Raw genomic sequence first — 11,681 nt, 5'->3', positions numbered from 1 at the left:
ATTAATGTTTGATGTAATGTATAATGTTCTTAGTCACCCTTAACCCCATGATTGACCTCCGAAGTGTTTCGGAGGCTTTTTTGTTTGCTGATTTTGCGAGCCTCCACATCACAACTTGCATCGATTTTGCACCGTACGCTTCTTGGCTATGTGAGACGATATAGCCAAGGAGTGTGACCATCCATGCGAATCTACCTCAGTGGCCCCATGTCTGGGCTCCCCAACTTTAATCGCGAACAATTCCACGCGGTTGCCAATGAGCTTTGCAGTCGCGGCTTCGACGTGTTCAATCCGGCCGAACAACGAGTTCCCGGTGATGATTGGGCGTTGTACATGCGCCAGGACATCTGTTGGCTGACGGTCAGTGATATGGTCGTTCTCTTGCCAGGCTGGGAGACTTCGCGAGGTGCGATGATTGAGACGTTTCTCGCCTCTGTTTTAAACATCCCTATATACATCTGGTCTTGGACGGATGGGCAGATATTTCCGGCTGAAATCGACATCCAATCCGTGTTGAAGTCGCTTGGGACAAGCATGGGTTCATTTCGCGTGCCTGAAATGTTGTTGGAAGGTGAACAGCCATGAGTGATTTCTATTTTCGCAAGGCAGTGGAGCAATATTCGCATGACACGGACCAATCATTCGATGCCGCTGTGGCGTGGCTGTCCAAGCGCCCAGTGGAAGTTGCGGCGTGCCTGTTGGGCCTGGGTGATTCTGACGGCCAAGCTCCATCTAGGAACGTACTGACAGAGTTCCAACGTTGGCTGGCAGAACAACGAGGTGTTCATCAACAGAATCCGCGAATAAGGCAACCATATAGTGCTTAGGAGGGCATTAAACGATGACGATAATAACCATGATAGACCCTCCGAACCCGCGGATGGAGAAGGCCCGGACAATACCCAACGACGAACAAGTGCTCCGTACTGGTGTCGCAGGTGGGCCTTGGCACGTTTGCGATTGGCGTAAAAGAACTAGGAAGGAAGTTTATGTAGAGAAGAGAGACGAAAATGTTAATGGCCAAGTAGTACACCTGATATAATAGATTTGACCCATCAAAAGATGGCTGGCGTCCTTGTCGTCGGTCGACACCCCCTCGGCAGTATCGTGGGGCGATGCGGTGTCTCCTAGTCGGAGAACCGAGGGGGTGAGAGTTGGTGCGATGGTTCCGCATTCGGTTGTTTCTCGTACCGACCGGGCACATGATGTTTCCCTGGTTCGTAAACGTCGAGATCACCATAAAACGGCGATAACCGGTCCCGACCGACCGGCTATCTTGTAGAACCAATTGCTTATCAACTCCGACAGAGCGCCACATCGTCCGTCGGAACCCTGCCAGTGAGCGCTGGCGGGGTTTCTTTTGTTATCCCCAGTATACCCGAATCGTTAGAGTTATACCACACCGACAGCCACTCCGCGTAGAGGTTGGCCACCTTCGGAGTGACTGTCATCTTTGCTCAATCGGCCCGAGCGTTCGGTGCTGCAGGCCCCGCCCTACTGCCCGTCGGGAGATATCCTTACATTTTGCGTTGCTTTCAGTTACATTATGCCTCAGCCATATCTGTGTGTAAACCATTCATTCGGCCCATATATGGTGGAGACACGTTCCGAACGACGGGAACCTCATCAGCGATGCTGTTGATGCAGAGGCTCGTCGTTTTGCCGTGTACGCGGAGAATGAATAGATCGGGATTTTGTGTGCCGACAAATTGCATCGTTTCTGCATTCTTCTCGGTTGGAGTATGAGCATGATTGAGGGGAGAGCCGATGTGTCTGTACAGGTAAACGAGAGAGGATGAGTAATTATGTGGTGGCCACGGAAGGCGAAATCTCAAGTAAGGAAACCAAAAGTCTGGGGCAAAACACTCTTGGTGCTCTCGGATTTGCACGGAGATCCATTTCGCCTGCCTACCGATGTACGGCCAGATTTGATTCTTCTCCTAGGGGACATTCCTTACTATGCCGTGCAAGATGTGGATCGCCAATGGGATTGTCCTAAAGTGGGAGTGATGGGGAATCACGACGGGATTGATACCTTTGAGGGAACCCGAGTGGTAGACGTTCATGCAAAAACCATCGACATCGACGGTTTACGCATCGCAGGATTCGGCGGAGCGCCTCGGTACAACGCCAAACGGTATGGGCAGTACGAGGAAGAAGAAGCAAGAGCATTTATAGATCAGCTAGAGCCTGTAGATATTTTCATTGCACACAGCAACCCAAAATGGACGGACGAGCCCGTCCAATACAGGGCTCACGCCGGCTTCCGGAGTTTTGCCAAGTACATTGAGCGCGCACAACCGGCTCATTTTTTTCATGGACATGAGCATGTACTGGAGGAGAAAAGAATAGGCAGTACAAAGCTACATGCGGTGTATGGAGTGCGAGTCTATTACATTTGAATAGCAATGACCTCCTCCTTACGGCTAAATTCGAGGTACCCCGGCGCCGGAGCATATTTGTTTAGAGGTGTCGTTAGTATGGACCTAAGTATAGTGATTCCAACATTTAACGAATCTGATAACATTCTCGAATTGGTACGGCGGATTGAGATCTGTTTGGGATACACAGGGTATTCTTACGAAATATGCTTTATTGACGATAGTACAGACAACACCCCACAAATTCTTGCTGAGGTGGCCGCTTTTCATCCGCAGGTTCGGTATGTGCACAGAACTACGGTCAGAGGCTTAGGGACAGCTGTAGTGGAAGGATTTCGACGGGCTACAGGTGAGAATATTGTTGTCATGGATGCTGATTTGCAACATCCCCCTGAGCTCGTGCCAAAAATCATGGAGCTTCTTGGTAAAGGAACGGATATCGTCATTCCGAGCCGCTTTGTCCCAGGGGGATCAGATGGCGGATTAAACGCGCTTAGAAAGTTTGTTTCTTGGACAGCGCGGACTATAGCGCGCATTTCAATACAGAAATTAAGGAATATCTCCGATTGTACCAGTGGATTCTTTGGGCTCCGGAAATGTGTCGTGGAAGGAGCGGATTTAGATCCAATTGGATGGAAGATATTGATTGAGGTGTTGGTAAAGGGGCACTACAAGCGAGTCCATGAGATACCCTACAGCTTTCAGTCACGCACTGCCGGAGAGTCAAAAATGAGCCTTCGGGAACAGTGGAACTTTCTGCACCACATTGCCAAGCTGGTACGCCAGAGCCCGGAGGACAGGAGGTTTTATTTATTTTGTGGTGTCGGTGCACTGGGTGTCATAGTTAACATGTTGGTCATGGGAATGTGTGTACGCGTGTTTCATCTTCCCCCAGTCGGATCTTCGGTGATAGCTTCGCTTATTGCCATGGCCCACAACTTTCTCTGGAATGATAGAGTGACGTGGCGAAACTCGTCTTATCCCGTCATGTGGCGCAGGACCCTGAAATTCCCGATATTCGTTTTGATTTCAACTATCGGGGTATTGGTGACGGCTGTAAGTGTTCAGTTGTTCCTGGGGTTTCACGGGGACGAATTAATCGGACAGTTGTGTGGGATTATCTGTGCCATGGTGTGGAACTTTAAAGCGAACAATCGTTGGACATGGAGAGAAATAAACACCAGGTCCTCGCACCGAGTCGTAGTGACTCGCGAGTAAAAAGAGGGTGCGGAACTATGTCACAAACCATCCGGACTAACGGTTCCAGTAACCTCCTATTTCCAGATATACGGCCGAATGTGACAATGGAAATAGGTGATGATCGTGCTCTTTAACGCCATCTCTCCCATGCTGGCCACAAGGCGATCGGATGCTTACGCGATCGGAGTGGTGGATCACTGGACTGGTCGGCCGCTCACGCCGAATGGCCATCTCCAGGGCCTGGAGCGCAAGCGCCTTGGTCATCCGCGAGTCCGCATGCCACCCCACGATTTTGCGGGTGAACAAGTCCATCATGCTGGCGAGGTAGAGCCATCCCTCGTCCGTTGGCACATACGTGATGTCTGCCACCCAGACCTCGTTTGGCCGTTGGCCTTGAAAGCTGGTTGGAGCCGGTTTTCATGGACCGGGTAGCGGTGGTTCGAATCGGTGGTCGCCTTGTATTTGCGAACGATCCGGCTTCGTAGTCCCTGTTCTCGCATAATCCGGGCCACCGACGCGAATCCCTTCTTGACGAAGTACCTGGGTGATCTTTGGGCTGCCATAGAGGCGTCGAGAGCGGATGAAGATTTGGTAGATCCGCCGCGTTAGCTGACGACATCGGTTCATCCGCTCACTCACGGGGCGGCCGATCCACGCGTAGTAGCCACTTCGGGAGACGCTCAGTACATCGCACATCTTCTGCACCCGGAACTCGAAACGGTGCTTGTGGATGAACCGGTACTTCACTTCCGGGCGTTCGCAAAGAAGCGAATGGCTTTTTTAAAATGGCGTTTTCCTCGCGAAGCTCGCGGACCTCACGCTCTAGGTCTCGGATGGTCTGGGCCTCGGGCCGTAGGTGACCACTGCCCACAAAGGGATGCTCCGGATCTTCCTCGTACTTCCCAGCCGTACACGGTTTTCGGCGAGATCCCAAGTTCTCGCGCCACCTGAGCCGCAGGCTTTCCCTGTTCCAGGACCATCTGGACGACGTTCAACTTGAAATCCCTGTCATATTGCTGAGCCATCGGTTTCGACACCTCGAATCGACTATATTCTTACATTCTCGATTCGCTATCCACTTTTGAGACCAGAACCAGTTTTCTGCATTTTTATTATGCGGTACACACCTGTCCTTGTTCTCCTCCAACACGTACGGAACAACCGCAACCTTGAAGGCGATATCGTGTCCCCTTCTATTCCAAATAACGTTGATGCCGAGATTGACTGGCCTTAATCCCGTGTAAGGAGAACTGCAGGGAAGTCCATCGAAATACATCTTCAAATCGGTATTCTGGGTTCCGAAATTGGGAGTTTTTCGACAAACTAAACGTGCTATCTTTCGTAGCGAGAGCCAAGCTATTGAAGTCCTGGGCAAGATGTCAAGAAAATGAATGATTTTCGTCCAACGATGAACGGATAACTATGAATCGGGAAATTAAGGTGATGATATGTTTCGAGCATATACTTTATCCACAAACGACCTTAAGGAAAAGCTAAGTATTTACGAAAAAGCAAGAAAGGCCTATAGTTGGAACCCAAAATACGATATACCTTGGAACAGCCCCTGGGGACTTCCCGAAGAACAACTCGAATTTGCATGGAAGCTCGCTAGTCAATCTGTCAGCGCTGAAGAAGTTGGACTTTTAATATCTTCAAGACTGCTTATCGAAGCTGACGATGCGCCATCAAGAATGTGCTTGGCGACAGCAGTTTCGGATGAAGCAAAGCACTGTGAGGTATTCGCTCGATTTGCGTTGTTGAGTGGGGGAGACATTCAACCTCCAGATCCAGCACGGGAAAATTTGCTTGATACCCTTCTGAGGCTACCTCCCATAAGTCGTTTTCTCATCCATACGCTGCTGGAAGGTCTGGCTTCTGATGAGTTTTCCATGTTCAGAATTGCGTTTCGAGGCACTATTCTATACGCAATTTACGAAAAAGTAATTCAGGATGAATCGAGACACGTTGCGATGGGAATGGAATATCTGAAACACATGGTATCACGTATGAACAAGGAAGAAATTTATCAATTAAAAAATGATTCCTCCGCGATCTTTGAATTGACTCACATTGATCGTGATGGAGCCTTCGATTGGTTAGGTGAACTGAACGGTCGTCCTAGTAGTCAGATTCAGAGGATTTTCCTCACAAGAAACCAAAGTAGGCTAAACTTAATTTTCCGTGAAAGGAGGTGAAAAAATGAAGAAGGTTCAAATCCCTAGGAAAGTAAAGCAGGGCACCTGCCATTACATGATTGGTAGTTAGATTGATGGTACGGTTCTGGGCTTAAGTAATTTCGCCTTATGAACCTAGGGGGGGCATTGTGCCCCCCCTGGCTATTCAACGAACGTTGGAAGTGAGATAACCTCACTGGCGATAAAAATGCCTACTCAGGATTTCTATTGTATAGACTAAACCAGTATATTTAGTGAATTCTGATTATATTTGAATGATCAGCTATACATGTACTCAGTACGACCCACTAAGGACGGTGTACTTATACATGAATATTGTCCTGGTCAACATGCCCTGGCAAGCACTCGACTATCCGTCATTGGCTTGCGGGATACTAGTAACAGTGTTACGGCAGGCAAGACCACAACACAACGTTTTGGAGTACTACGGTAATCTTAGATGGGCAGAATATTTGTTACAGGTAACCGAAGGTCAGATTACACCTACCGAGTACACATTCATATCTGACAATACATTCTATTATGGGGCAGGAGATTGGATTTTTTCTACTGCACTATATACCAAGACACAGGAAGAACTGACCAGTTACAAAACTTATTTGGAGGATATTGGAGTATCGCAGGAAAATATTCATCTGATCTCTCGGATGCAATCCTTCGCTCCCGCCTTCATTGAAAAGGCAGTAGACGAAATTATGGGAATGCATCCCGATGTCGTGGGATTTAGCACGACGTTTATGCAGAATTGTGCGTCCCTTGCAGCTGCAAAAAGAATCAAGGAAAAAGATCCGAAAACAGTAATTGTATTTGGTGGAGGAAATTGTGACGGAGAACAAGGAATCGTCATGCACAGAAACTTCTCCTTTATTGACTTTGTAGTAAGAGGGGAGGGCGAAGAGTCTTTCATACGGTTACTGGACACCATTGAGACGGGACAGGGTGAATATGAAGATATTCCGGGTCTTTGCTGGAGGAAGGACGGTGTATCTGAAACCAATCAACAGCAAAAAACTCCTATGCCTATATGGAAGGTTCCAGAACCAACGTACGATGCTTATTTCCATCTAGTACAGTCATCCGAAATTCGCGGATATATTGAACCGAAGCTTGTTTTTGAAGGCTCACGTGGCTGTTGGTGGGGGGAAAAGAACCAGTGCACGTTTTGTGGATTGAATGGGTCCACAATAATGTTTAGGAGTAAAGATCCAGAGAAACTTTGGGAGTCAATACAGTTTGGAGTTAAGAAGTATCAGACACTCGATGTCATTATGGTTGACAATATAATGGATATGAAATATTTTGATAAATTTTTGCCGCGTATAAAATCTGTGGATTGGGATCTCCGATTTCATTATGAGGTTAAGTCGAATCTAACTGAACAACATGTACGCTCCTTGAGGGAAGCTCACATTTTTCATATACAGCCGGGTATCGAAAGCCTCAGCACAAAGGTATTAAAGATAATGAAAAAAGGTGTTACTGGTATCCATAATATTAAATTGCTTCGCTGGTGTGAAGAAAATAATCTTGATGTGTCATGGAATTATTTATGTGGATTTCCTGGTGAGACTAAACTAGATTATGTATCCATTATTGAGCAGCTCCCTGCTCTCTATCACCTGCATCCACCAGCCTCGGCCACCAGGATTGCGCTCGAACGATTCAGTCCGTATTTCGAGAATTCTTCTCTAGGGCTAAGAAACAATGGTCCTGCACGATTTTATAGATACATCTATGACCTTCCTTCTAGTGAACTCTTCGATATTGCCTACTTATTTGAGTCATCTCATGAAGGTATAGGGGAGGATGTGGTAGAGATGTTGAAAACTAGTATTTCTCGGTGGATCGAGCAATATCCTATCAGCACGTTGCAGTACTATCACCTTGAAAACGGAACTCTGCTGATTGAGGACCGTCGAAGTGAAGAGCCAAGGGACATTGAGATAAAAGATCCTATTCTCGTCCGTTCCTATATTGAGCTTCTCGACGGTATTCCAATATCAACCCTGTCTGAACGCTTAACTCGTTCCTTTGGATATACACGTCAAACATCAGAAAAATATCTAGCAGGGTGGTTGAATGATTTGATGAAAGAGAAGCTTGTTTTTGCCGAGGGAGACAGATATGTGGCTGTTGCCACAAAACCGAACGCTCAAAGAATCCGCATTGCGGGGTAATAAGCATGCAACAAACCAAGCGTACATGCACTTTCGACCCAGACCAGCTACCAACATTGGCATCTCTCGAGGAACTTCTGAAAAAGGGACTTGAAAGTATTGAACTAGATTTATCTTTTAACAGACGAGATCCGTTGGGAACTCTTAATACTATTAGATTCCTTAGGGACGCAATGTCCTTGGGTATAAGGATTTCATGGTATTTAATCACTGATGGAGCGCTTGATTTACAGGCGATTTACCATATCCAACCGCCTAGGAGTATCAATGGAGGGAAACAAGAGATACAGGAATGGAGGCGGATGTATCATTACGGAGCATTTTATTGGAGGAAAGGACCAGGTTTTGTTCTTGTAAAGGATACGAGAAATCCCGACGCGTCCGCGCAATTTGTTATTGACGAACGAGAACTATTGGACGCTTTCGAGTTATGCCTTGTACCTGTGAAAACGGGTTTAGTAACCAAGAGGATTACTGATCTCGTGAATGAAGGTATCATACTGGAATTTTGCGGACACTATCTTACTCTACCATACAGAGTCTTAAGTTGGCCCGTCCCATATGATTCCATCTAACGAGGGTGATGGTGTATATGCGACAGATTGCCGTCGTCACGGGCGCCAGTAGCGGAATTGGTAGGAGCGTAGCCGAACTCTTGGCGTCAAAGGGTTACGACTTGGTGCTTCTGGCAAGACGCATTCAAATACTGGAGGACTTAGTGTCGCAATTACAGACAAGATACCAATCCAAGGCGATTTTCTCCTATGTCGATCTGTCTAATCCTGATTCAATTAGCCAAGCCATTAAGTTTGTTGGTTCTCACTATGACCATGTAGACGTGTTGGTAAATGCGGCGGGACACGGAAAAGGCGTAGGGCCTATTTGGCAAGCGGAGGACTCGGATATCTTGGACCAAATAGGTACAAATCTAACCGGTACTATTTTGTTTACGAAATCATGTTTACGGCTAATGAGAAGTGGACACGTTTTCTTCATCGGATCGGTATTCAGTTCTAGAATTCTTCCGAACTGGAGTATATATGCTGCGACGAAACATGCCCTGCGAGCTTTTTCCAATATCCTGAGACAAGAGCTCCAAGGAATAAAAGTTACCACTATTCATCCTGGATCAGTCGATACAGAGTTCTCATATGTTGCCTCAAACTACAAACACAGGAATCAGTGGCCCTATCAACCATTGCAGCCAGAGAATATCGCGCAGACGATCCTATGGATCCTAGACCAACCTTCACATGTCGATGTAACCGAGATTGAAATTAGACCCACGGACGAGAGACAATTACCTTGAGAACTTAAAGCTACAATGAAATTTCATCGCGAATTCAGTGAGAAGCAACATAGTGAGAATCAAAGAATACATGTAGAAAAGTATCATAATCGATTCTCGGAGGTATTTAGGTAGAATGTTCGAGGCTTTCAAACATAGAAACTTCGTCTATGCATGGATTGGACAAGCGGTATCTGCCTTAGGCGATAGTGCGTATCAATTGACCTTGAATTGGATTGTCGCAAGTTTATTCGGAACTGCCAAGGTTATGGCGCTAGTTCAGCTCTTTACTGCCGTACCTACGGCAATCTCTCGCCCTTTTGCTGGTAAGTTTATTGATAAATGGGGCAAGAAAAGAGCGCTCATCCTGTCCAACTGTATGATGTTTATCCTGATGAGTATGTTTTCCATTATTCTTTCTCACGGGGTCCGACTTACTGATTTGCTGATATTTGTAAGCCTATTCGGTATCTTTAGTTCCACCATAGAACCGGCATTCTTTGCATATGTTCCAGAGTTAACTGCGAACAAGGATCTCGAATCGGCAAATTCCCTTATCATGTTCCTGTATTCCATCACAGGCATAATCGGCCCTATATTAGCTGCGTTTTCGATGCTAGTCTTAGGTAAACTCTCGTCGGTATGGTTTAATTCCGCGACATTCCTGATTGCCGCAATCTTCACGTGTTTCGTGGCGATCCGTTCTGTTAATAATTTGAGGCAGAAGCAGTCAAGTGCCTCGTTCGTCGAAGCGCTCACTTGGATCTTACGAAACAACTGGGCAACAAGAATCTATGTGACAGAATCTCTGGCCAATCTTCTTTTGGGATTGTTTTGGGCGTTATTTCCTGTTGAACTATATAATTATAGTAACTCTGACATTCTCAACTTCGGCAGTGCCTATACGATGATTTACCTTGGAGCTACCATTGCAACAATCATCTCGGGTTTTCTTTTGAAAAAGCTAAATGATAGGGGTGCGATCGCTTACTTGAGTATTGTCCTTCTATCCTCTTCTATCCTGGGCCTTGGGTACAGTTCCTTGATGCTGACCTACATCCTTGCATTTATTTTGGGGGTTTCGTTACCGTGGTTTAACATAGTATCACATCAGTCATTGCAAGAAGGGGCACCACGTGAAATGTTGGGTCGAATCACTGCCTTTGGCAGTTTATTAACCACAGTGACTCGCTTGTTGGCATTTTTGCTAATCATCATCTTTAACAAGCCCCAGTTATCTATTCACATTACAGCAATAACACTTTCCATCATGGCTATCACCTTTATCTTCACAAGAAGCAGATCTACACAACCAGAACGGGTATCGGCAAGTCTTTGAGGCAGCGAGTGCTTCGACGTTACAAAAACTAAAATTCAATAGATTACTAACAGAACAAAAGTTGTACTACTATGTTTTTGCAAAGTTACTTGCTGAGGTATGTGGTGGCTGAGACACATGACTATGAAGTAAATAGCCGAAACCGCGTACGGTCAACAAATACTGAGGTTTTCTTGGATTGGGTTCCAACTTTTCGCGGATTCGGTTTATCTGTTTGTGGAGTTCCGACTTCTCCACCTTTGCATTCCAAGCATAATGAATGATTTCGTCAGAGGATACGGGACGATCCAAATGCTCGCAGAGACAACGAAGAATCAGGAATTGAGTTACAGATAAAGGAATCGGGGTTGTACCTTTCATCAATGTCAATCGTTTGAGGTCTAAGTACAAGTTGTGGTCGAGATAGACATGTTCCATGGCTTGGTCCACAGTAGTCGTACCTCCACCCAGAAGAGAGGAGAAAGTGTCGGTAATCACAGAGCACATGCCATTATGAATACCGCCACAGTCTCTTCTAGTTAATTCTCATACTAGCGGCACATATCCCTTGACCATCTGATTTGGAAAGTGAATGATGCGTTCCTTATCGGAATACCTGTTGCAAACTTGGCGCCCACTTTCTTTTAGGGATTCCACTAAGTCAAGACGTGCCTTCCAAGGCAACATGTTTAGTTCCTCTCCAAACCATCCCACACCCTCCATAAAGTGACGAACGACCTTCACGGGATCGTGATATAGTGTTGTAACATCAGCTCGCGCAGATACAATGTCCTGAAGACCCGCATTGCGGAACGCATCCAGAACTTCCTCTTCATAGGGCAAGTAGTCTTTTGGACGCTCGTTCCGCTTTGCTGCCAGGTCAAACAGTGGAGCGAACCATTCCCGGAAGAATTTCGGCGGCTCGGTGAATTTCGTTGGATGATAGCTGGCCACAATTCCACCGGGACGAACGACTCTTCGCATCTCACACAATGCCCTCGAGCGATCCGTGAAGTGCAAAAAGGCGACGCCAACCACCGCATCGAAGGCTTCGTCTGCAAACGGCAATTCTTCAGCGCGTCCTTGATGAAATTCAATCCAATCATAGCCCAGTTGTTTTAA

General features: G+C 46.6%; 13 protein-coding genes. 8 read left to right on the top strand and 5 right to left on the bottom strand.

Annotated features, from left to right (window positions below):
- Positions 1–183 precede the first annotated feature (183 nt).
- From ASH01S_RS16255 to ASH01S_RS16240, 3 genes are all read left to right on the top strand, one after another.
- Positions 184–585: a DUF4406 domain-containing protein gene (locus tag ASH01S_RS16255; protein ID WP_067929496.1), complete on the top strand. Its 402-nt coding sequence runs from the start codon at positions 184–186 to the stop codon at positions 583–585.
- A 1,220-nt stretch (positions 586–1,805) separates the two neighbouring features.
- Entirely contained in the window at positions 1,806–2,402 is a 597-nt protein-coding gene (locus ASH01S_RS16245) for a metallophosphoesterase family protein (RefSeq protein ID WP_067929494.1), read from the top strand.
- Between the two features lie 78 nt (positions 2,403–2,480).
- On the top strand, positions 2,481–3,599 hold the full coding sequence (locus tag ASH01S_RS16240; protein WP_067929493.1) for a glycosyltransferase: 1,119 nt from the start codon (positions 2,481–2,483) through the stop codon (positions 3,597–3,599).
- 36 nt (positions 3,600–3,635) lie between these two features.
- Here ASH01S_RS16240 and ASH01S_RS19765 read toward each other — a convergent pair whose 3' ends face one another.
- The 3 genes from ASH01S_RS19765 to ASH01S_RS19755 all read right to left on the bottom strand — a co-directional run bounded on the left by ASH01S_RS19765 (position 3,636) and on the right by ASH01S_RS19755 (position 4,606).
- A complete protein-coding gene (locus ASH01S_RS19765; protein WP_373278594.1) occupies positions 3,636–3,932 on the bottom strand; it encodes a DDE-type integrase/transposase/recombinase in 297 nt (98 codons plus the stop codon).
- Between the two features lie 66 nt (positions 3,933–3,998).
- Positions 3,999–4,208 carry an IS3 family transposase gene (locus ASH01S_RS19760; protein ID WP_373278593.1) on the bottom strand — a complete coding sequence of 70 codons (210 nt, stop codon included), beginning with the start codon at positions 4,206–4,208 and terminating at the stop codon, positions 3,999–4,001.
- 188 nt (positions 4,209–4,396) lie between these two features.
- Complete coding sequence (locus tag ASH01S_RS19755) at positions 4,397–4,606, bottom strand: helix-turn-helix domain-containing protein (RefSeq protein ID WP_157067194.1); 210 nt, start codon at positions 4,604–4,606, stop codon at positions 4,397–4,399.
- A 423-nt stretch (positions 4,607–5,029) separates the two neighbouring features.
- Between ASH01S_RS19755 and ASH01S_RS18645 the strand changes: the two genes are divergently transcribed.
- From ASH01S_RS18645 to ASH01S_RS16215, 5 genes are all read left to right on the top strand, one after another.
- A complete protein-coding gene (locus ASH01S_RS18645; protein WP_157067193.1) occupies positions 5,030–5,776 on the top strand; it encodes a ferritin family protein in 747 nt (248 codons plus the stop codon).
- A 308-nt stretch (positions 5,777–6,084) separates the two neighbouring features.
- Positions 6,085–7,953 (top strand): RiPP maturation radical SAM C-methyltransferase, encoded by a 1,869-nt coding sequence (locus tag ASH01S_RS16225; protein ID WP_067929490.1) that lies wholly within the window; start codon positions 6,085–6,087, stop codon positions 7,951–7,953.
- 5 nt (positions 7,954–7,958) lie between these two features.
- The gene (locus tag ASH01S_RS19750) at positions 7,959–8,528 is read left to right on the top strand and encodes a DUF5825 family protein (protein WP_373278592.1); all 570 of its coding nucleotides are present in this window, start codon (positions 7,959–7,961) and stop codon (positions 8,526–8,528) included.
- 8 nt (positions 8,529–8,536) lie between these two features.
- Positions 8,537–9,262 (top strand): SDR family oxidoreductase, encoded by a 726-nt coding sequence (locus tag ASH01S_RS19745; protein WP_083517281.1) that lies wholly within the window; start codon positions 8,537–8,539, stop codon positions 9,260–9,262.
- Between the two features lie 115 nt (positions 9,263–9,377).
- On the top strand, positions 9,378–10,580 hold the full coding sequence (locus ASH01S_RS16215; RefSeq protein ID WP_067929488.1) for an MFS transporter: 1,203 nt from the start codon (positions 9,378–9,380) through the stop codon (positions 10,578–10,580).
- Positions 10,581–10,649: 69 nt separating this feature from the next.
- On the opposite strand, the gene ASH01S_RS18075 is transcribed toward ASH01S_RS16215, so the two are convergent.
- On the bottom strand, positions 10,650–11,009 hold the full coding sequence (locus ASH01S_RS18075; RefSeq protein ID WP_169794265.1) for a winged helix-turn-helix domain-containing protein: 360 nt from the start codon (positions 11,007–11,009) through the stop codon (positions 10,650–10,652).
- Positions 11,010–11,105: 96 nt separating this feature from the next.
- Positions 11,106–11,681 (bottom strand): class I SAM-dependent methyltransferase (locus tag ASH01S_RS19550; RefSeq protein ID WP_157067192.1); only part of this gene is annotated, 576 nt, incomplete at its 5' end.

Source organism: Alicyclobacillus shizuokensis NBRC 103103, assembly GCF_001552255.1.
Lineage (GTDB): Bacteria > Bacillota > Bacilli > Alicyclobacillales > Alicyclobacillaceae > Alicyclobacillus_G > Alicyclobacillus_G shizuokensis.
The sequence above is the reverse complement of the archived record's forward strand: the minus strand, read 5'-3'. Positions and strand labels throughout refer to the sequence as shown.